A 20,270-nucleotide genomic window follows, 5' to 3' on the forward strand; every position below is an offset into this window, starting at 1 on the left:
TTATTGTTTGGGTTCATAGTAGTAGTAGTTTCAAAATGGAAAAAGTTTCATTACCTATAAAGAATTTAAAAAAAGAGGTGACAGTAACTACCGACACCTCTTTCGATTTATTCTTTTACAAGTTCGCTCAAGCCTGTAATATCTATACCATTTAATGCTTGTGTAGCAAGCCGGTCTGCTTCTGAATTGTCCTTACGAGCGATTAGCTGATAGTCCGGTTGTATAGTAAGTTGTGCTAATTTGGCATCAATCTTATCTGCCCAACCTACTAGATCCTTTTCTAATGCTGCCCATTCCCCACTTAATTGATTGATAACTACTTGGGAGTCTCCTTTAATTTGGACAGGTAGATGATGGACATTTAGTAATTCTAGCTCCACTAAACCTAAATAAAGCGCAGCATACTCTGCTTCATTATTAGATTTAAGTTCGGATGAAAAAGCATTTTTTCTTAAACGATAGGGCTTGCCATTTTGTTCATAGTAAATAGCACATCCAAGCCCTGCCTGTCTTGTCCCCCTATCAAAACCTCCATCGAAATAGACAATAATATTATGCGGCTCTGTATCTATTTCTTTTAAATAGGCTTTTAGCTCTTTTAATGTCCAACTTGTATCTTGACGATCTAAACAATGAATGGACTTGACTCTTCCGGTCTTTTCCATATCCTCAGCTAGTAATAGCGCTTGCGCTGCAGGCATTTCTTCAGAACGTAAAACAGTTGTTGCTCCCTTCGGTGTTTTATAGGTCCATTCAATGAATACATGCATAGTTATAACCTCCAATACAATTGACTGGTGTATATAAAGTAAAAACGTGCTCCGGTTAGCGGATACACGTTTTCCTCTTACTTGTATATGTGCAATTTCTCAAACAATTATTCCTTACGATATGGATGATTTATTGAATATCTTCATATAGGCCTTGAATTGGCTTTATTAAAATACGATTCACTTCTTCAATGACTTTACTTAACTTCATTTCTGCCTCAAGCATAGCTGAAATCTTTTCATTTTGCTGCACAAGCTGAGATGCCTTTTGAGCATAAACAAGCTCATCCTCCAATAAATCTTCTCCAGCTAATTGTTTCTTTTGTAATTCAATTTGAATTTTACGGAAGTTTTTAAAGACATTTAACGCCTCTTCATCACTCTTTACAACTTCAACCGCCGCTTGTAAAGCCTCAAACTCTGGAGTCTTACGGAATGTTGCCTCTAGCGCATTAATGTCATTATAAATATTAACCATTTATACAATCTCCTTTTTAAATAAAGTAAACAATTAAACCTTGCACAATTCCAATCAATCCACCAAGAACTGCACCTAATACGGTAATCATTTTAAATTCACGTTTTGAAATACCTAATACAAGTTCCTCTAATTTCTCTACAGGGAAAGAGTCAACCTGCTCACGAACAACTTCTTGTAAATTTAAACGTGTAAGTACATCCTCTAGTTTTTCCTCTGCCTTGACAAAAGCTTTTTCAATCGCCTGTGGGATGACCGAATTTTTCATCCATTCATTTCCTTCAGGCCAATAATAAGAAATTGATTGATTTAAACGTTCAGCGACAGCTAATTGCTCTTTTACATACATTTGTAATTTCGACAAAATTGGATCAAACTGCATGTCTTGTAAAAAGTCCATCGCTGGTCGATCTTTTAATTTTTCCCATTCTTGTGTAAATATTTTTGTTAATAATGTTGACGTACCCGGAGCTTGTAAAAACTTGACGAGCTCACGTTGAACTTTTCCTACAAGGGACGATGAATCACCTAAAAACATATTGATCATACCACCAAATGATCCTTTTGATGATAAGAAATCATCAATCATTGCTTTAATTGTCATTTCACCTTCTGGTGATAAAAAGTAATCCTCGCCTTTTTCTAGTATATGACTGACTGCTACAGGAATCTTGGCATCAAGAGTATCCTGCATATCTGAAGATAGGAGTGTACGAATTGATTTTGTTGATAGTGTATTCTTCACTGATGCAAATTGTCCCTCAACAATTGCTTCAACTTTCTGCTCAATCGTAGCTGGCATATGAGCAAACCCTGCAATATTTAACCAATCTTGAATCGTTTTATCGTTTGTAAAGATGGTTTCCTCTACTTTCGTTTGCACAAACTGTTCAACCTTTTCCTGAATATCCTTCGAGAAAAATTTCTTTCTAAACGTTTCAGGAGTTAATAAATAATTTACAACGGTAAGACCAAGCTGTTTTGCTAATTCATCACGTCGTTTTGGAATAAGTCCAGGTGTAAAAGGAACGCGCCAGTTTTTTATATATATTGCGTTATGTGGACGAAAAAGCATTTTAATGGCTAGGTGATTGGTAACACCTCCGATTGCTGCGCCAATAATTGCCATAAAAAGTAATGTCACTATAAAATTGTCCATTAGTATCCTCTCATTTCAGTTGAATTCACGATTGGCGTTTTATGTCGCCTTCTGCACTTATTATAGCAGAGCAATGATTTCCAACGAAAGAAATACCCCCTTTAGATTTCAGTATAAAAGTGAATAGTTGCAAAATTACCATTATCCTTGAATAATATGAACTACATACTATAGAAATGAGGTTGGATGATGATTCAACATTTCAGTTTTAAGCCATTATTTGAAAATACTCAACTTCCAGGATGGACTGTTTCATTTTTTTATCAGCGTGAACGCTACTCTGCTGAATATTTAAAAGACGGCACTATTCAATGGACAGGACCAACACCACCAAATGAAGAAGATGTTAAAAAAATGATTCATGAGCTAATGCTATTCCATGTGTATGATTAAAAAATATAGTAATTTTTTCGCTTAATTCCCCGATAAAAATACCTATATTTACTATATATAGCACGTCCTTTATGCTAATTATGTTGATACATGTTGAAATTCCTATATATTTCTTATACATTAGGGTTAGCAATTTAATAGTATATGTTTTTTATGCAGGGGGCCATATCAATGAGTAAAGTCACGCTTTCAGATGACTTAAACAGTTATCATTCAAAAGCATTAATACGTGTTAAAGTAAAAGAATTTTTTTCAGAATTTTCCGCAAAAATATTCGAACTAGCTGACGAAGCTGGTAAATTAGATCACAAAAAATTCGAAGCCATCTCTGGCATTAATGGCGATTTCTATAACGAATATTGTAGTCAACTTAAAGGTTTCTTTGACTCGTCTGCTAGCACTTTTGGTAAAAAGTCAATTAAAACAATGTACTTTACTTATAACGGTAAAAATTATATTTTAACTCAGCAAGGTATCACAGAAAAAGCACCAATATCTATAGCACCATTTATGGGTAATTTACCTTTGAAAGAATCCTTTCATGATGTAGAGAAGGCATGTTTAAAATTACGTTTCCAACAGGAATAAACTTAGAAGGAGCAGTCACATCAAAGACTGCTCCTTCTAAGTTTTTTCCACAAAAAAAGGAAAGTCTCAATTGAAGATCGAGTCTCTCCTTTAGCTATTAAAAATAATTTATTTAAAAAAATCCGCAAGTAAAAGCAATCTTGAGATTTTTGACGTGTCGTATTATATAAGATGCAAAATGCTTCTTTCCCTAAACAAACTATCTTTGCTCAATTTAAGTTAGCATATTGCAATCACGTTTACAATCACTTTGCTTTTGAATCTAGCTACTTTTTACATGGATAGAATACGAACGTAAAAAGTTGTTGTCAATATTTGTGTTTTTCTTTTAAATAATTTATTATTGAAACATCCAACAATTTTTTAAATCATAGGAGGTGTACACTTTGTTTACTTCCCTCATTTGGGCGGGAACAAAGGAATTATTTGGACGGAGACATATTGGAGATAACCATTAGGTTGGCGGCATTCGCCCTACTAATTATAATGACAGGATTTTTCGTTGCAACAGAATTTGCAATCGTTAAAGTGAGAACTACCCGCATTGATCAATTGCTCGCAGAAGGGCATAAGAAGGCGAAAAATGCAAAACGTGTTGTTTCAGATTTAGATGAGTACTTATCTGCATGTCAGTTAGGTATTACCATCACTGCACTTGGTTTAGGTTGGTTAGGTGAACCTACATTTGAAATTATTTTGCACCCAGTGTTTGAATTTCTAAATTTGAATGGTAGTATAACATCTATCCTTTCATTTATAATTGCATTCTCAATCGTAACGTTTATGCATGTTGTTATTGGGGAATTGGCGCCAAAAACATTAGCCATCCAAAAAGCAGAACTTGTCACATTAAACTTTTCTGGCCCATTAATTTTATTCCACAACATTACGTATCCAGTCATAAAGTTATTAAACGGGTCTGCCCGTGGCTTAACTGGCCTTTTTGGCTTAAAAATGATGTCGGAATCAGAAGTAGCTCATACAGAGGAAGAACTACGTATGATTTTATCGGATAGTTTAAAGGGTGGAGAAATAAATAACTCAGAATATGAATATGTAAATAGTATTTTTGAATTCTCAGATCGTCTTGCAAAGGAAATCATGGTTCCTCGAACAGAGATTGTCGGCATTGAAAAAGAACTGACAATTAAAGAGGTATTTGATTTAATGGGTGTTGAACAATATACTCGTTATCCGATTATTGACGGCGATAAAGACCATATTATTGGTTTAGTTAATATGAAGCATTTATTAACCGCTTACATTAAAGACCCGAAAAATGGGGATAAACCAGTTATTGACTATATGCAACCAATCATTCGAGTGATGGAAACAACGCAAATTAACGATTTATTACTCAAAATTCAACGTGAACGTATTCATATGGCCATTTTAATGGATGAATATGGCGGAACATCTGGTTTAGTGACGATCGAAGATATTATTGAGGAGATTGTCGGAGATATTCAAGATGAATTCGACGAAGATGAAATCCCAGAGGTACAAGAAATAGCAGATAATCATTTTATTTTAGATGCCAAAATGCTTCTTGAAAATGTAAATGATATGCTAGGTACTGACATAGAAGATGATGATATTGATACTATCGGTGGTTGGTTTATGACAAAACGCTTCGATGCAGTCGAAGGAGACAGCATTCAGGAGCAAGGTTATGAATTTATTGCAAAAGAATTAGATGGTCACCATATTTTATACTTAGAAGTTCTGAAGTTACCTGAAAGTGATTTATCAAATGAATTTGACGCTGTTACTGAGTAAGATTCATAAATATGGACTTTTCCTCACACCTTATATAGGTGGGAGTTAATACCGTGATAATAGATATAAACGACTCCCTTTTAAATAGGGGGTCGTTTTCTAATGTCCGAAAATTTTGCGAGGGGGAAACAAAATGGAGCTCTATACAAATTTACGTGAAGGGGAAAAAGGCGCTTGGTTATCCATTGGGACTTATTTAATCCTAAGCTCCATCAAACTAACGATTGGCTATATCGGTACCTCTGAGGCATTAAAGGCAGATGGTTTAAATAACACCACGGATATTATCGCTTCTATTGCCGTCTTGATTGGCTTACGCATTGCTCAAAGACCGCCCGACTCCAATCATCAATATGGGCATTTGCGTGCTGAGACCATTGCCTCTTTAGTAGCATCATTCATCATGCTTGTTGTTGGTCTCCAGGTTTTAATTAACTCTTTAAAAAGCTTATGGGCACCACCTGGAACAACTCCTTCCCTCTTAACAGCATTTGTAGCAATAGGTAGTGGAGTTGTTATGTATATCGTTTATCGCTATAATTTGGCACTATCAAAAAAAATAAAAAGCTCCGCTGTCAAAGCAGCCGCCTTTGATAATCGCTCAGATGCATTTGTCAGCATCGGCACAGCAATAGGTATTTTTGGTGCAATTTTTGGTTTTCCCATTATCGATTCTCTAACGGCTCTTATCGTTGCCTTTTTAATTATTAAAACAGCAGTAGAAATTTTTTGGGAGGCTGTTCAAAGTCTTACAGATGCATTTGATATCGATGAAGTGGAAACGTTATCAGTCCTAATTCGTAATGTGGACGGTGTGATCGAGCTCTTAGACTTTAAAGGCCGCGCTCACGGTAATATGTATTTTATCGACATAACCGTAACGGTTGACCCCTATTTAAATGTTTTTGACAGTCACCGCATTACTGAAGAAATCGAACGTACCATCTTGCGAGAAAATCGTTTTTGTCAGGTTCTCGTGCATATCGAACCTCATATTGAAATAGTTCCCCCTCCAAACGATGAAAAGTCTCCTACCAATTGATTGGTAAGAGACTTATTTTTATTTAATAGCGATATAAACTTCCACCTGTGCCTCTTGTGGGTTTGCACAACGTTCATCATACAATTCAAAATCACCAGTATATGTTCGTTCTACCTCAGAATTTGCAAACCATGCCCAAACTTCTTGCCATGTTTGGATAACAATCTCCGGCATTTTTCCTTTCTGTGATGTGAATACTAAATATTTGGCTGCTGGAATAGTCTTGATGACTAAATCAGAATGTGCTGTATTCAATGAGGCTTCTACACCAAGTGTTATGGAATAATTGCCGTTTACATCGGTTTCATAATCTGAATACAAACCGTATACGCTTTGATTATCCAACTTAGATAGTTGGTCAACAATATTTTGCTCATAAAAATCATGCCATAATTGCGGAATTTTGGCTTGCGCTGTCATTTCATTGGTATTGCTTGTTTCCGTCGAAATTCCTATTATTTGGAATTCCTCTCTTTTTATAATTTTTGGTTCTGACCATTCTTGTTTTCTCCATCTTTTTAAGTTTGGCAAAAAAGATGTAAGCATATGACGGGCCTCGTTTTCAGGCATACCATCTTCCTTTAGATGTGGCACACAAATGTTAATCATTGCTTCAACGGTTAAATCAGGTTGTTTAAAACTCCCCTCCTCATAACAATATGTACAATAGTCTTGATTTTTGTGACCTTCTTTTTCCGTTCCTAATAAAGCCGCATCTGTTAGAGGCATTCCACAGCTTTGACAATAGTTTTGCATCATGTTTGATTCCACCCTTCGCTTTATTTGTCCTTACTATAGCAAAGGAAACCTGACAACTGTCTGTCAACTATTATCTGGATTTTTATATAATTGAACAATTTCCTGCGCACGTTTTTGAAGTATGTCCCTTATGTGTGGTGGTTCAATAACTTTTATGCGATTGCCAAAACTAAGTAAAAAGCCGTACAGCCACTCATCCTCTGGTATAGATATATTAATTTTGGCCTGCTTATGATCAACAAATTCTACTCCAAAGGATTCTTCCACTAATGTCGTCACAGCCATATCAAAACTAATTACTAAATCCACTACGTTTTCTGGCTGATACCATTCTTTCCCCCATGGAAGTTCACTTAAATTAATTTCCTTCCGCTCATAGTGTAGATCTTCTTGCATTAAGTTTTTAATTCTTGCCAATTTAAAGAGACGAAAGTCCATTCTTAACGTGCAATAGCCATATAAATACCATGTCTTCCCTTTTTGAACCAATGTATGCGGTTCAACTACTCGCCTTGTTAACTCTCCATGTGTCGTCGAATAAGTAAAGCTTACACAGTGCCTATTTTCTATAGCACTTTTTAAAATCGTAATATGTTCCTTAAAAAGTATATTTGGCCCCCATGGACTCAGATCTATAAATAGGTGGTCCATCGATTGTTTGACATGATCATCTGCAATACTTGTTAGCTTTTCAAGAACAGCTTCTGCATGAGAATCTTCATAGGTAGTCAAAGCACTTTTAATGGCAATTGTCAGAGATGTAAGCTCATCCTTTGTTAAAATCTGTTTATCCACACGATATCCATCTATCAAGCTAATTCCTCCGTGCACCCCTTGTTGGCTAATAACCGGTACCCCTGCACAGCTAAGTGTTTCAATATCTCTATAAATAGTACGAACCGACACATTAAATACTTCTGCTAATTCTTGTGCGGTAACCTTTTTTCGATTGATTAATATCATTATCATTGTAAGCAGACGCTCTAATTTCATAGCGAAGCCCCTTTCTTCATAGATCTTATTTTTTTCTCAGCAAAATGCATTTTAATTACTATCATCCTATATTTTTAAGTATTTTTTAAGTACTTTTTTAGTTTTATTTAAGACAAATGTACTATAATTACGCCTGATTAATTATTACAATCATTATACTATTTTTACAATATAAGAAAAAATATTACTTTTTAAAGTCGATCTCTTACAGCTTTATGTTCCTACTAAATATAAACTATTTCAATTTTTTATAAGAATAGTTTGATACATAAACGCCTAAACAATTATTTCAATTCTCTTAACACAAATAAATAACTTCTTTCTTCTATATAATGAACGGCGAATACTTTCTAAGAAGGGATTTGGCGTGATGTGACACCCCCACAGGATTACTAACTCTCGCCTGTGGAAGACCTACTATAAATTGCTTTATTTTAGTATCAAATTTTTAATAGAGAAAATTAAGTGATTTTAACTTTTCATGCCCTTCAGTATATATAGAAAGCCTTTTCAACCAAAATGAACTAGAGTTTAATGGTTTTCAATTTAATTGTAAAAAGGAGAGTTTGATGTGATTCGAGCCGTTTTAATAGACAATGAACCTTTAGCTTTACACTATTTTCAAAATAAACTACAAGTATTTCAGCAAATACAAATTATTCAAACCTTTACAAGTGTAGAAGTATTTCTTAATGAGCTACCCTCGATAGAATTTGAGGTTCTATTTTTAGAGGTAAAACTCAAAGAACTTTCTGGACTTGAAGTAGCGGACATTATTAAAACAGAGCGTCCACATGTCAGTGTTGTTTTTATTACTTCCCATCATGAATTTGCTTTACAAGCTTATGAAATTGGTGGACTTGATTATTTATTAAAACCCATCAGCCATGCTCGTTTAGAAAAAACAGTGACTCGTATTGAGCATGAATTTTCTATACAGCAGATGCTTCAACAGGCAACTCAAACGTTATTAAACGTACAATGCTTTGATCAATTTGCTGTTTATAGCAATAAAAGCTTAGTAGCATTTAAAACTGAGAAGACGAAGGAATTATTTGCTTATTTTATTTTGCATCCAAATATTCCTATTCACCGAGATTATTTAATTGAAATTCTTTGGCCAGATTTAGATTATGTAAGAGCCAAATCAAATCTTCATACAGCTTTGTCGTACTTAAGGAAAACATTAAATACGATTGGCTATGAAAACTGTATTGTTTTTTCAAATAAATACTATATCTTTGAAAAACCAAGCCTCGTGTGTGACTTATATGATTTTCAAAAACTTCATGAGGATTTTTCACGATTAGAATTTCCTTCTATTTCTTTAATTCATCAATGTCTAGCAATTTATAAAAATGGTTTATTTGTATTTGATGATTATGAATGGGCAAAAGCCTATAAGGATAGATTAACGAAATCATACATAGAGTTATTAGAAAAAGGGTTCCAAACTACAGTCTTTTCAGATACTGATAAAGCCATAGAATTTTTGCATGCTTTATTAGAATATGATCCCTATAATGAACAAAAACTTGAACACTATTTATACACATTAATTCAGGCAGGTCTTCATGAGCAGGCGCACAAAATTTTCCTAACGTATAAACAAAAACTAAAAGAGGATTTAGCATTAGCTCCAAGTTCTACTTTATTAGAGATATCAAAAAAGTTGTTTGTGGAAAGTAAATAACCAAACTAAAAACGACGAGCTCCTACAATATTGTAGAAACTCGTCGTTTTGCTTTAGCTACCACTACCCTCTGTCAAACCATGTTTAACTGCATATAGAGCAGCCTGGGTACGATCTTGTACTTGTAATTTTGTAAATATATTAGAAATATGAGTTTTAACTGTTTTTTCTGTAACAAATAATGAGGATGCAATTTCTCGATTACTTTTCCCTTTTGTAAGCTCTGCCAGCACATCCTGCTCACGAGGTGTCAATGGATTTAACGAATGCGGGGCATTCTGTGCCTCCTGGCGATCCATTTCAAGCGTCGTTGTAGCCTCTGGGTGTAATGTATTTTCGCCACGCATAATACGACGAATAGATAAGACCAATTCATCTGGCTCAATATCTTTCAATTGATAGCCTGCTGCCCCAGCCTCCATTGCAGGGACAACATGGTCCCGATCTGAAAAGCTTGTCAGCATTAAAATCTCTATTTTTGGAAATTTTGCTTTAATGCGCTTTGTCGCCTGTATGCCGTCCAACTCAGGCATCACTAAATCCATTAAAATAATGTCAGGTTGGATACTTTCTGCTAATGATACGGCTTCATGTCCATTTTTCGCCTCTCCAACAACCTCAATATCCTTTTGTGTCTTTAAGAAAAACAATAACCCTCGACGCACTACGTGATGATCGTCTGCAATTAATACACGTATCATGTCCTCTCCCCCTTAGTATGGCAAGCGGATCAGCAGCTCCGTACCTTTGCCCATTTCACTTACCCAGTCGGCAGTGCCACCCACTGATTTTGCACGGTCCTTAATGGATTGTAAGCCCATTGACAGTAGCTTCGTATTATTGTCAATGACAAATCCTCGTCCCTCATCGCGTATAACTAATAAAATATCTGTAGACGTGACGGTAATATAAAGTGCTGCCTCTAAAACACCTGCATGGCGTCTCACATTATTTAAAGCCTCTTGAGCTACTCGAAATAATGTCTCTTCAATCCGCGATGGAAATTGTAGGACTCCTGAAACCATAACATGTAATTTTAAGCCAAGCATCTCAGCATATACTTTTATCGCTTCCAGTAGGCCATTTTCCAATCCCTTTGGTCGTAGCTGCCAAATCAATGCCCGCATCTCTGTTAGCGCATCCTGAGTTAAATGCTGTATCTCTTTAAATGTTTCTTTCACATCGCTATCCTGTGTCATTTCAATTCCAGCCCTCGCCGTTAGCGTAACCGAGAATAATAGTTGATTGACTGAATCATGTAAATCTCTTGCTAGACGGTTGCGTTCCTTTACAAGGGCCATTTCTTGCTCTTGTTTCGTCAGTAAAATTCGCTTTATAGCAGAACCCATCTGAAATGCTACCGACTCCAATAGGGCTAGCTCCTCCTCTGAAAAGCGTACCGTATCCTTTGAGGCAACATTTAATACACCAAAACGTTCTTGTCCAGATTGAAGGGGCACTGTGGCATGATGGGTGATTCCTTCATGATCCCCAACATTAGCTGCAATGGCACTTTCAATACGTTGACATTCAATGATATTAGATGCCTTTTTTAGCTCCTCATTACGATAGCGCGATACACACCAACAGCCACCTTTTTTTAAATAATGACAGTTGTTAAATTCCAATGCCTCAGGTAAATTTTCATGAACAACAAGCTCCGAGCGTCCCTTTGCGTCAATAAAAAAGATCCAGCCTGTTTCAAAATTCGTGCCATTTAAAAATTTGATAAGGGCCCCTTTTAGCATCGTAACAATTTCAGTTTCTTCATTTAATAGCTCTGCAATTTCCTTTAATATACTTATATTGGAATGCTCATTTTCCTTCACGAAAACACCTCTTCTATAGCATTACTATTGTTAATGATACCATTAAGGCATTAGGGTCGTCTTCATTAGCCGTTCATACTTTAGACTGAAATTATCGTCCTTATTTTGCGTAAGTTAATTTACATATAAAACTAGAACAACTATAATCGTACAAGTAGTGTTTTTATAAAGGGGAGAATCGATATGTCTAAAAAAGAGGAAAATGGCTTATTATTTATATGGATAGTTTCTGCTGTAGCTACACTGGGTTCATTATACTTTTCTGAAATTCGTCATTATGAACCGTGTAAATTATGTTGGATACAGCGTATTTTTATGTACCCTATCGTCATTATGGCCACTGTAGCCTTCATACAAAAAAATGCTCGTATTGCTGTCACAACAGCGGTTTTCTCTGTTATCGGAGGCTGTATCTCACTCTATCATTACGGCATTCAAAAGCTTAGTTTTTTAGCGGATAATGCCCCTTCTTGTGGCGCCGTATCATGTACAGGACAATATATTAACTGGTTAGGCTTTATTACTATTCCATTTTTAGCATTAACTGCATTTATTTTAATTGCAGGGGCAAGCTTCTATTTAATAAAAGCTACAAAAGCTGCAAAATAATCAAGAGACCGTGTTCTACCTTTGGAATACGGTCTTTTCTACGGAGGAAGATTAATGTTTCTTTATACATTCAATGAAGATCACTTAACGATTGAGGAACTGTTACGTAATCATTGGCGACTAGGCAAAAAGCTCGTCCATGAACTACGTATGGCAAAAGCTATTACTTTAGAAAATGATGAGCTTGTTCAATGGAATACTCCTTTACAAGTCGGCACTATTGTTAAATTTACATTCCCAATCCCAGCATCTAGCTATAAACCAACCCCTGTTTGTGCGATTGATATAGTTTATGAGGATGATCATTGCTTAATCGTATCGAAGCCAAAGGGTATGGCAACGCACCCTAATGATGACCGAGATACCCATACATGTATGAACCACGTTATGGCACATATTCAACAACAAGGTGGTATGTATGCAGAGCATGTCCATCGACTAGATAAAGGGACACAAGGTTTATTACTCGTAGCCAAGCATCCTTTAGCGAAATCAATTTTTGACCGGATGATTGAAGAAAAATCTATTATTCGGACGTATGCGGCAGAAGTACAAGGAAATATACGCTCCTCATCAGGTACCATTTCCGAATCTATTGGTAAAGATCGACACCACGCATCTAGACGTGTCGTGTCCAAAACTGGACAGCATGCAGTGACACATTATGAAGTTGTTTCACGCTATAAAAATTCCTGTGTGGTCCATTTGATTCTTGAAACGGGTCGAACACATCAAATTCGTGTCCATTTAGCCTATATCGGCCATCCTATTATTGGTGATACTATGTACGGTGCAAGAGAAACGGTTAGTGATGACTATGAACTCCATGCTATCCAATTAGAATTTGACCATCCATTTTTAAATAAACGCATTACAGTCAAGGACGAGCAATAATCAAAAATCCCGCTTCTCTATTACGAGAGCGGGATTTTTTTAATAGAACTAAAAATCAAATTTAAAATGATCAGGATCTTGCCCAAATCGTTGATTACTATTTAATGACGCTATCTTATCCATTTGAGTCTGTGTTAATTCAAAGTCAAAAATCTGAGCATTTTCTGCAATTCGACTAGGTGTCACCGATTTAGGAATAATCAATGTGTCATTTTGTAAATGCCAGCGTAACACTACCTGAGCAGCCGACTTGCCAATCTCCTTGCCAATTTCTACGATAGTAGAATCATCAAGTACCCCACCTCGTCCTAACGGTGACCATGCAGTAACTGCAATCTGATGTTCATGGCAAAATGCGCTTAATGCTTGTTGTTGTAAATATGGATGCATCTCCACCTGATTAACCATTGGAGCAATATTGGCCTTTGCCAGTATTTTTTCTAAATGATGCTCATGATGGTTCGACACACCTGTTGCACGAATTAGTTTTTCATCATATAGGCGTTCAATGGCACGATAGGTTTCCTCAAATGTTTCTGGAACAGCCCAATGAGTCAAATATAAATCTACGTAATCCATATTAAGTTTCTTCAGCGATACTTCAAAAGCGCGTAAGGTTTCATCATATCCTTGGTCATTATTCCATACTTTTGTGGTAACAAAAATATGTTCACGTGGTACACCTGAATGACGAATAGCTTCTCCTACCTCTGCTTCATTCCCATACAAAGATGCCGTATCAATAGCTCGATAACCAACCTTCAGCGCTGTATCGATGGATTGTAATGTTTCTTCATGATCTGTCATTTTATAAACACCTAAGCCGAAGCGAGGCATTTCTACTCCATTTGATAATGTTTTCGATGATTGTAAATTCACGAATCACCACCCCTTTCTTTTTCCTAGTACCATTATACAAAAAATTGGATTTAAGAAAAATAAGGAAGCTACTGTTCTTCACCACTATTCATCCTTTTCCTCAATACTTTCCAATTGAATAGGGTCGGCAATACGCTCATCCTCCGCAAGCTCTAGACCATCACGTAAATGTTCCATTTGTTTGCCCAAATCTTTTAATTCCTTCATATCTCTCGCCATCGTACCATTTTCAATGTTTGGCACTTTTTTTTTCATATGAATCACCTCCTTAATAGTTTTCCCGATAACTATACGTTTGAACCATTTCTGACATATTTTATTCAGGTATGTCGTTTCATTTTCATAGTAGATAGGCTATACTAAATAGAGATGTCTTTATTACATGAGGAGGGTTACTTCCATGAAACTATTATTAATCATTGGTGTAACAGTTGCTTTCTTAACAGCTATTTTTACTGCTGGGTACGAAGGCGATTACAAAGCGGATAAATAATACCTCGAGAAAATCACTAAGCATTAGATATGCTTAGTGATTTTCTTTTTTTGTCGAACAATAACATTCCTTACTTGACTTTCGGCTATTATTAAAATAAACTAACTTACATAAAGTAACTAAATAAATAAAAATAACTTACTGGAGGTATTCTATATGCATTTCCATGAAAAACCTAACACATATGTAACAAATGTTGAAATAAAAGTAAGCGATCTACAACGTTCTTTAGCATTTTATCAAGACGTCATTGGCTTCAACGTTTTACACCAAGAATCACATAAAGCTACTTTAACAGCGGATGGACATACTGCACTATTAACAATTGTCCAACCAAACACAGTGGAAGAAAAACTGAACAGGACGACTGGACTTTATCATTTTGCACTACTCTTGCCAACTCGTCGTGATTTGGCAAATATTATCACGCATTTTCATGAAAAAGGAGTATATCTTGGGGCTTCTGATCATGCTGTCAGTGAAGCACTCTATTTAAATGATCCTGATGATAATGGTATTGAGGTATACGTAGATCGTCCTGAAAATGAATGGGGATGGCATATGGATCAAGTGCATATGGTGACAGAGCCCCTAAATATTCGATCGATTTTAGAAGAAGGTAACGGAAATTGGAATGGCCTTCCTGCTGGTACAGTCATGGGACATATTCACTTATCTGTTTCTAACTTGGCAGAAGCTGAACAATTTTATACAAATGGCTTAGGGTATGATATTGTGGCGCGCTATGGTTCTCAGGCATTATTTATTTCTACAGGGCGCTATCACCATCACATTGGCCTAAACACTTGGCACTCAGAAAATGCCCCAAAGCTTGGCGAAAACCAAGTAGGCTTAAAAACGTACTCACTGCGTTTAGATAATGAAGAACAAGCATCAATAATGAAAGCAAACCTTCGTGCAATGGGTGCACCTGTTATCGATATGGACGGTGGATTCCAAACCGAGGACCCAGCTGGAAATGTCGTATTATTAAAACTTTAGTAAAAAGCAGTTCTCACAATTTGAGAACTGCTTTTATTAATGTAAACCTGGATATCCTTGTTGTCGTAATGCCTCATATATAACAATCGCAGCCGTATTAGATAAGTTGAGTGAACGGACATGATCACTTTGCGGAATACGCAAGCACATATTGCGACGTTCATACGCAAATTCTTTCGGCAGTCCTGTTGTTTCTTTCCCAAACATAAAGTAAATGTCACGCTCCTTATCACTAAAATCATGCGTGGTGAACGGCTCATCACTATAAGTTTCGATTAAATATACGTCACCATCTTTAGAATACGCTATAAAATCATCTAGTGAATCATGATAAACAACATTCACACTATGCCAATAATCTAAGCCTGCCCGTTTTAGCATTTTATCGTCGGTTGAAAAGCCTAGTGGACGAATTAAATGTAATGAAGTATTTGTACCAGCACAAGTGCGAGCAATATTTCCTGTATTCGCTGGAATTTCTGGTTGATATAAAACGATATGCAATGGCATAACGATACACTTCCTTATTGTCATAATTTCTTTTAGTATTACTCATTTAGTCGAGTTGTTTTTTCTTCATTCATCATAAAAAAACTGCAAACCTTTGTGAATTTCATGCAATACTTCTTCGTCCTGCTCATTAGCCTCCGCATCATATAAGGCAGACTTGGCCTGTTCTCCGCCTATCTTACCTAAAGCCCATGCTGATGTGCCTCGAATGACTGGACGATCATCGTTTTTCAAAAGGTTGATAAGATCTGGAATAGCCGCTTCCTCTTTAAAATGAGCAAGGGCGAGGATCGCATTTCGTTGAATGGGCTTTTTACCTCGCCATGAACCAGAAACGTGGCCAAATTTTTCCTTAAATTCTCTATTAGAAATCGTTAATAGTGGTGTTAGTAATGGCTTGGCAAGCTCTGGATCTGGCATAAATTCTTCATGAATCCAATTAATTTTCCCTTTATTTTTGGGACACACAGTCTGACATGTATCACAGCCATAGAGACGATTACCAATATGGTTACGAAACTCATCAGGAAGTGTTCCCTTCGTTTGAGTGAGGAAGGCAATACAACGTTGTGCATCCAATTGCCCTCCTTGGATTAATGCACCGGTTGGACAAACATCCAAGCATAGGCGACATTCCCCACATTCATCCTCCATTGGCTTATCTGGCGAGAATGGAATATTGGTAATAAGCTCCCCTAAATACACATAAGACCCGAATTCAGGTGTTATAATCGAACAGTTTTTACCGCTCCAGCCTATGCCTGCACGTTCTGCTACTGCACGGTCTACAAGTGCACCTGTATCAACCATTGACTCAATACGAACACCTTCGACACGCTCCTCAAGCCAAGCAGATAATAACTTCAAACGTTCACGTATTGCTGTATGATAATCGACTCCCCATGAAGCACGGCAAAATATCCCACGTCTTGCTCCCCTTTTGCCAATGGGTGCATTTTGCATACGTGAGGGATAAGCAACCGCGATCGAGACAATACTCTCTGCCTCATTTAATAAATGCAGGGGTTCGGTACGTTTTTCAATATCACTTTCTTCAAAGCCAGACTGATAGCCAAGCTCCTGCTGACGACGCAGTCGGTTTTTTAATTCTGTAAAGGGAGCTGCTGTTGTAAAACCTATTTTATCAACGCCAATGGATATTGCATATGCCACAAAGTCGCGTTGTAGGTCATGTATGTTCATTTTATTTCCAACTCCTTACATGGTACAATAATAGAAATAGATAAAGTAGGTGATGTTCTTTGGAAATTTCCATTAACGAATCTCTATTAACACAACATCCCGAGCTAAAAATCGGCATTATTCATTATACCAAAATTGTTGTAGCAGAATCCCCTCAAATGATTAAAGGTCGGATGCAATTGTATCAAGAAAACCTTTTTCTGGACATGCAGGACCTTCCAGTGAACCAGCGTGAGGGTATTGCGGAATGGCGAGCACTATGGAAACAGCTAGGTGCCGATCCAAATCGTTATCGTCACTCAGCAGAAAGCCTTATGCGTCGAATTAGTAAACAAAACTTTTTAACACCATTTCATTCTGGTGTAGATTTAAATAACTTCTTCTCTCTTCAATATGAAATTCCGATTGGTCTATATGATGTAGCCCTTATGAAAGGGTGCGTAGAAATATCTCTTGGCCACGAAGACATTGGTTATGAGGGTTTAAATGGTCGTTTTAATACGTTTAACAAAATCCTCTATAGCCGTGATGAAAAGGGAGCGTTTGGTTCTCCATTTGTCGATTCTAAACGGACAGCCGTTACAGAGGATACGACTGAGGCGCTCCATATTTTTTATCTTAGACCATCACTAACACATGAAGCAGCGAATGACCTTTTGGCGTCAGCAGGCAAAATGTTTAACCAAATTCATGGTGGTGACTATCAAATTGCCCTCTTGTCAAATAATGCACCATCTACAATACTATAAAAAGGACGTGTTTTCGTGATCAATCTTGCAGAAGCTGTTAAACTAAAAAGTATTTTAGGAAAGAAAACGCAAGAGCTTATTAGTGAATTACATCGTAGTGCTTTTGTGACAGTAGAAAAGGGACAGGCTCCTAAAACAAGTAACCGTGCACTCTCCCTTATTGAAGCCGAATTGGCACAAGTTCGTGTAGATACGCGTACGCTAGATCGTTTAGTGTATGAAGCAAACATCCAAAACACAGTAGACTTTAAAGATCATAAACTAGCACTAGTGGAAGCTATCGAATTAGCTACACAGCTGCGTGCTGAGGCTGAACTATGTAAAGAATTTAGTATGAGGGAAAAAGAAAGTGTCCGCTTTGGCTATGGTGATGGTGCTATGTTATACGAGATTGCATTATATGAGCCAGATGACTATAGAGAACGCGCAATGAAGCTCGAAAAACAGGCACATAAACTATCCAATCTTATTAATTCAAAAAATTACAGCATACAACTTAACTTTGATGATTCCCGTTATTTCTAATCTCGGGGCGGTGAGACTCCAAACCGAGTTGGATGTGCTGTTTTCAAATTTAGCTATTCGGCTAATTAAATAAAAACCAATAACAAGTTACCTGTTACTGTATGACCGATGACTAATGACCAACTATAGGTAAAGGCCATACTCAAAAAACTTGATTCCATTTGAAAACGCCATCCAAGGCTCTCCTACATCTATGTATGGAGAGCTTTTTTATCAGCAAATATGTAAAAATTCCCTATGTCTAGATTGCCGCTTTCAAGGACAAAATGGAAGTATCTCTTGGAAAGGGGTCATACAATGACGCAGCAAAATGATTCAACACATGAGCAAGATACAACATTGACAAATCGACAGGGGCATCCCGTTACTAACAATCAAAATTTACGAACGGTTAGTAATCGAGGTCCTGCAACACTTGAAAATTATGATTTTCTAGAGAAGATAAGTCACTTTGACAGGGAGCGAGTCCCAGAACGAGTTGTTCATGCTCGCGGTGCTGGTGCACATGGTTATTTTGAAACATACGGTGTAGTAGGCGATGAACCAATTTCTAAATATACCCGTGCAAAAGTCTTTCAGGATAAAGGAAAAAAAACACCTGTATTTGTGCGTTTTTCAACGGTTATACATGGTGGACATTCGCCTGAAACATTACGTGACCCACGAGGCTTTGCGGTAAAATTTTATACAGAAGATGGCAACTGGGATTTAGTAGGCAATAATTTAAAAATCTTCTTTATCCGTGATGCAATGAAATTCCCTGACATGATTCATGCATTTAAACCTGATCCTATTACTAATATTCAAAACGTTGAACGTTTCTTTGATTTTTGTGCTAGCTCACCAGAATCTTTCCACATGGTAACATTTGTATATTCACCTTGGGGTATACCCGCTAACTATCGTATGATGCAGGGCTCTGGCGTCAATACGTATAAGTGGGTTAATCACGAAGGTAAAGGGGTTCTAGTCAAATATCACTGGGAACCACTTCAGGGCATTAAAAATTTAACACAAAAAGAAGCAGAAGAAATTCAGCAGAAAAACTTTAATCATGCCACACAGGATTTATATGATGCGATTGAACGTGAAGAATTTCCTGAATGGGAGTTACATGTTCAAATTATGGAGGATGGTCCACATCCTGAGCTTGATTTTGATCCATTGGATGACACAAAGCTTTGGCCAAACGATCAATTCCCATGGTATTCAGTCGGTAAAATGGTATTAAACAAAAATCCTGAGGACTATTTTGCAGAGGTAGAACAAGCTACTTTCGGTACGGGCGTACTGGTCGATGGTTTAGATTTCTCCGATGATAAAATGCTACAAGGTCGTACATTCTCCTATTCAGATACACAGCGTCACCGTGTGGGAGCCAACTATCTTCAATTGCCAATTAATGCGCCTAAAAAGCGTGTAGCAACCAATCAAAGTGGTGGGCAAATGATGTATAAACGAGATTTAGCACCTGGTCAAAATCCACATATTAATTATGAGCCGTCCATGTTAAATGGCTTAAAGGAAGCAGCTCAGGATGGTAAGGAATATACTCCTTATGTTGAAGGAAACCTTGTTCGAGAATCCATTGATCGTCAAAGTAATACAAAGCAAGCTGGTGAAACTTACCGTAACTTTGAGCAATGGGAGCGCGATGAGCTGCTTGCCAATTTAATTCGTGATTTATCGGTCTGTCATATGGATATACAAAATGCAATGATTGCACTAGCGGAAGAAGCAGATGAAGAATATGGTCGTTTGCTAAAAGAAGGGTTGCATAAGGCTAGAAAGGAATCTTCTCCTTCAAAGCCACTTGGCAATATTGGTGGCGATCATGCCCCTCAGGATGCGATAGATAAAGGACATAATGCCGAGCCTTATTAAATCACACCAAAAAGACATTACATATTTTTGTAATGTCTT

22 protein-coding genes are annotated in these 20,270 nt (G+C 36.9%); 11 read left to right on the forward strand and 11 right to left on the reverse strand.

Going from position 1 to position 20,270, the window contains the following annotated elements; genetic code table 11:
• Positions 1–107: 107 nt before the first annotated feature.
• From MKY80_RS19290 to MKY80_RS19300, 3 genes are all read right to left on the reverse strand, one after another.
• Positions 108–770 (reverse strand): ribonuclease H family protein, encoded by a 663-nt coding sequence (locus tag MKY80_RS19290; RefSeq protein WP_089987040.1) that lies wholly within the window; start codon positions 768–770, stop codon positions 108–110.
• A gap of 130 nt (positions 771–900) precedes the next feature.
• Entirely contained in the window at positions 901–1,248 is a 348-nt protein-coding gene (locus tag MKY80_RS19295; protein ID WP_008173388.1) for a YlbF family regulator, read from the reverse strand.
• Between the two features lie 16 nt (positions 1,249–1,264).
• Positions 1,265–2,407 (reverse strand): DUF445 family protein, encoded by a 1,143-nt coding sequence (locus tag MKY80_RS19300; RefSeq protein ID WP_089987041.1) that lies wholly within the window; start codon positions 2,405–2,407, stop codon positions 1,265–1,267.
• Positions 2,408–2,596: 189 nt separating this feature from the next.
• On the opposite strand from MKY80_RS19300, the gene MKY80_RS19305 reads away from it, so the two are divergent.
• The 4 genes from MKY80_RS19305 (at position 2,597) to MKY80_RS19320 (ending at position 6,209) form a co-directional block, all read left to right on the forward strand.
• Complete coding sequence (locus MKY80_RS19305; protein WP_025117277.1) at positions 2,597–2,800, forward strand: YheE family protein; 204 nt, start codon at positions 2,597–2,599, stop codon at positions 2,798–2,800.
• Between the two features lie 171 nt (positions 2,801–2,971).
• The gene (locus MKY80_RS19310) at positions 2,972–3,388 is read left to right on the forward strand and encodes a hypothetical protein (protein ID WP_089987042.1); all 417 of its coding nucleotides are present in this window, start codon (positions 2,972–2,974) and stop codon (positions 3,386–3,388) included.
• Between the two features lie 459 nt (positions 3,389–3,847).
• Positions 3,848–5,167, forward strand: a complete 1,320-nt coding sequence (locus MKY80_RS19315) for a hemolysin family protein (RefSeq protein ID WP_170844181.1) — start codon at positions 3,848–3,850, stop codon at positions 5,165–5,167.
• Positions 5,168–5,300: 133 nt separating this feature from the next.
• Complete coding sequence (locus tag MKY80_RS19320) at positions 5,301–6,209, forward strand: cation diffusion facilitator family transporter (RefSeq protein ID WP_342530761.1); 909 nt, start codon at positions 5,301–5,303, stop codon at positions 6,207–6,209.
• Between the two features lie 18 nt (positions 6,210–6,227).
• Here MKY80_RS19320 and MKY80_RS19325 read toward each other — a convergent pair whose 3' ends face one another.
• Both MKY80_RS19325 and MKY80_RS19330 read right to left on the reverse strand, forming a co-directional pair.
• Positions 6,228–6,968, reverse strand: a complete 741-nt coding sequence (locus tag MKY80_RS19325; protein ID WP_342530763.1) for a zinc ribbon domain-containing protein — start codon at positions 6,966–6,968, stop codon at positions 6,228–6,230.
• A gap of 63 nt (positions 6,969–7,031) precedes the next feature.
• Positions 7,032–7,961 carry a YafY family protein gene (locus tag MKY80_RS19330; RefSeq protein ID WP_008173399.1) on the reverse strand — a complete coding sequence of 310 codons (930 nt, stop codon included), beginning with the start codon at positions 7,959–7,961 and terminating at the stop codon, positions 7,032–7,034.
• Between the two features lie 571 nt (positions 7,962–8,532).
• On the opposite strand from MKY80_RS19330, the gene MKY80_RS19335 reads away from it, so the two are divergent.
• Entirely contained in the window at positions 8,533–9,654 is a 1,122-nt protein-coding gene (locus tag MKY80_RS19335; RefSeq protein ID WP_090003252.1) for a response regulator, read from the forward strand.
• A gap of 53 nt (positions 9,655–9,707) precedes the next feature.
• On the opposite strand, the gene MKY80_RS19340 is transcribed toward MKY80_RS19335, so the two are convergent.
• Positions 9,708–10,355 (reverse strand): response regulator transcription factor, encoded by a 648-nt coding sequence (locus MKY80_RS19340; protein ID WP_008173403.1) that lies wholly within the window; start codon positions 10,353–10,355, stop codon positions 9,708–9,710.
• Between the two features lie 12 nt (positions 10,356–10,367).
• On the reverse strand, positions 10,368–11,483 hold the full coding sequence (locus tag MKY80_RS19345) for a GAF domain-containing sensor histidine kinase (RefSeq protein WP_008173404.1): 1,116 nt from the start codon (positions 11,481–11,483) through the stop codon (positions 10,368–10,370).
• A gap of 183 nt (positions 11,484–11,666) precedes the next feature.
• On the opposite strand from MKY80_RS19345, the gene MKY80_RS19350 reads away from it, so the two are divergent.
• Complete coding sequence (locus tag MKY80_RS19350; protein ID WP_008173406.1) at positions 11,667–12,092, forward strand: disulfide oxidoreductase; 426 nt, start codon at positions 11,667–11,669, stop codon at positions 12,090–12,092.
• Between the two features lie 54 nt (positions 12,093–12,146).
• Positions 12,147–12,986 carry an RluA family pseudouridine synthase gene (locus tag MKY80_RS19355; RefSeq protein WP_036120414.1) on the forward strand — a complete coding sequence of 280 codons (840 nt, stop codon included), beginning with the start codon at positions 12,147–12,149 and terminating at the stop codon, positions 12,984–12,986.
• Between the two features lie 48 nt (positions 12,987–13,034).
• Here the strand turns inward: MKY80_RS19355 and MKY80_RS19360 are convergent, their stop codons facing one another.
• Positions 13,035–13,865, reverse strand: coding sequence for an aldo/keto reductase (locus tag MKY80_RS19360; protein ID WP_008173410.1), 831 nt, complete (start codon positions 13,863–13,865; stop codon positions 13,035–13,037).
• Positions 13,866–13,949: 84 nt separating this feature from the next.
• Positions 13,950–14,120: a hypothetical protein gene (locus MKY80_RS19365; protein WP_008173412.1), complete on the reverse strand. Its 171-nt coding sequence runs from the start codon at positions 14,118–14,120 to the stop codon at positions 13,950–13,952.
• A gap of 394 nt (positions 14,121–14,514) precedes the next feature.
• Here MKY80_RS19365 and MKY80_RS19370 point away from each other — a divergent pair, with 394 nt between their 5' ends.
• Positions 14,515–15,360: a VOC family protein gene (locus tag MKY80_RS19370; RefSeq protein ID WP_239355378.1), complete on the forward strand. Its 846-nt coding sequence runs from the start codon at positions 14,515–14,517 to the stop codon at positions 15,358–15,360.
• A 36-nt stretch (positions 15,361–15,396) separates the two neighbouring features.
• On the opposite strand, the gene trmL is transcribed toward MKY80_RS19370, so the two are convergent.
• Complete coding sequence (trmL, locus tag MKY80_RS19375; RefSeq protein ID WP_008173417.1) at positions 15,397–15,870, reverse strand: tRNA (uridine(34)/cytosine(34)/5-carboxymethylaminomethyluridine(34)-2'-O)-methyltransferase TrmL; 474 nt, start codon at positions 15,868–15,870, stop codon at positions 15,397–15,399.
• Between the two features lie 66 nt (positions 15,871–15,936).
• Positions 15,937–17,073: a tRNA epoxyqueuosine(34) reductase QueG gene (queG, locus tag MKY80_RS19380; RefSeq protein ID WP_342530770.1), complete on the reverse strand. Its 1,137-nt coding sequence runs from the start codon at positions 17,071–17,073 to the stop codon at positions 15,937–15,939.
• Between the two features lie 59 nt (positions 17,074–17,132).
• Between queG and MKY80_RS19385 the strand changes: the two genes are divergently transcribed.
• The 3 genes from MKY80_RS19385 to MKY80_RS19395 all read left to right on the forward strand — a co-directional run bounded on the left by MKY80_RS19385 (position 17,133) and on the right by MKY80_RS19395 (position 20,231).
• Complete coding sequence (locus MKY80_RS19385; RefSeq protein ID WP_089987048.1) at positions 17,133–17,822, forward strand: phenylalanine--tRNA ligase beta subunit-related protein; 690 nt, start codon at positions 17,133–17,135, stop codon at positions 17,820–17,822.
• A gap of 15 nt (positions 17,823–17,837) precedes the next feature.
• The gene (locus MKY80_RS19390) at positions 17,838–18,347 is read left to right on the forward strand and encodes a hypothetical protein (protein ID WP_342530773.1); all 510 of its coding nucleotides are present in this window, start codon (positions 17,838–17,840) and stop codon (positions 18,345–18,347) included.
• 297 nt (positions 18,348–18,644) lie between these two features.
• Positions 18,645–20,231 carry a catalase gene (locus MKY80_RS19395; protein ID WP_008173426.1) on the forward strand — a complete coding sequence of 529 codons (1,587 nt, stop codon included), beginning with the start codon at positions 18,645–18,647 and terminating at the stop codon, positions 20,229–20,231.
• Positions 20,232–20,270: the final 39 nt, after the last annotated feature.

It is taken from the genome of Lysinibacillus sp. FSL R5-0849 (assembly GCF_038595075.1).
GTDB lineage: Bacteria > Bacillota > Bacilli > Bacillales_A > Planococcaceae > Lysinibacillus > Lysinibacillus fusiformis.

Coding starts and splice junctions, on each gene's coding strand:
- MKY80_RS19290 (WP_089987040.1), bottom strand. CDS start 770: ATGCATGTATTCATTGAATGGACCTATAAAACACCGAAGGGAGCAACA.
- MKY80_RS19295 (WP_008173388.1), bottom strand. CDS start 1,248: ATGGTTAATATTTATAATGACATTAATGCGCTAGAGGCAACATTCCGT.
- MKY80_RS19300 (WP_089987041.1), bottom strand. CDS start 2,407: ATGGACAATTTTATAGTGACATTACTTTTTATGGCAATTATTGGCGCA.
- MKY80_RS19305 (WP_025117277.1), top strand. CDS start 2,597: ATGATTCAACATTTCAGTTTTAAGCCATTATTTGAAAATACTCAACTT.
- MKY80_RS19310 (WP_089987042.1), top strand. CDS start 2,972: ATGAGTAAAGTCACGCTTTCAGATGACTTAAACAGTTATCATTCAAAA.
- MKY80_RS19320 (WP_342530761.1), top strand. CDS start 5,301: ATGGAGCTCTATACAAATTTACGTGAAGGGGAAAAAGGCGCTTGGTTA.
- MKY80_RS19325 (WP_342530763.1), bottom strand. CDS start 6,968: ATGATGCAAAACTATTGTCAAAGCTGTGGAATGCCTCTAACAGATGCG.
- MKY80_RS19330 (WP_008173399.1), bottom strand. CDS start 7,961: ATGAAATTAGAGCGTCTGCTTACAATGATAATGATATTAATCAATCGA.
- MKY80_RS19340 (WP_008173403.1), bottom strand. CDS start 10,355: ATGATACGTGTATTAATTGCAGACGATCATCACGTAGTGCGTCGAGGG.
- MKY80_RS19350 (WP_008173406.1), top strand. CDS start 11,667: ATGTCTAAAAAAGAGGAAAATGGCTTATTATTTATATGGATAGTTTCT.
- MKY80_RS19355 (WP_036120414.1), top strand. CDS start 12,147: ATGTTTCTTTATACATTCAATGAAGATCACTTAACGATTGAGGAACTG.
- MKY80_RS19365 (WP_008173412.1), bottom strand. CDS start 14,120: ATGAAAAAAAAAGTGCCAAACATTGAAAATGGTACGATGGCGAGAGAT.
- MKY80_RS19370 (WP_239355378.1), top strand. CDS start 14,515: ATGCATTTCCATGAAAAACCTAACACATATGTAACAAATGTTGAAATA.
- trmL (WP_008173417.1), bottom strand. CDS start 15,870: ATGCCATTGCATATCGTTTTATATCAACCAGAAATTCCAGCGAATACA.
- queG (WP_342530770.1), bottom strand. CDS start 17,073: ATGAACATACATGACCTACAACGCGACTTTGTGGCATATGCAATATCC.
- MKY80_RS19395 (WP_008173426.1), top strand. CDS start 18,645: ATGACGCAGCAAAATGATTCAACACATGAGCAAGATACAACATTGACA.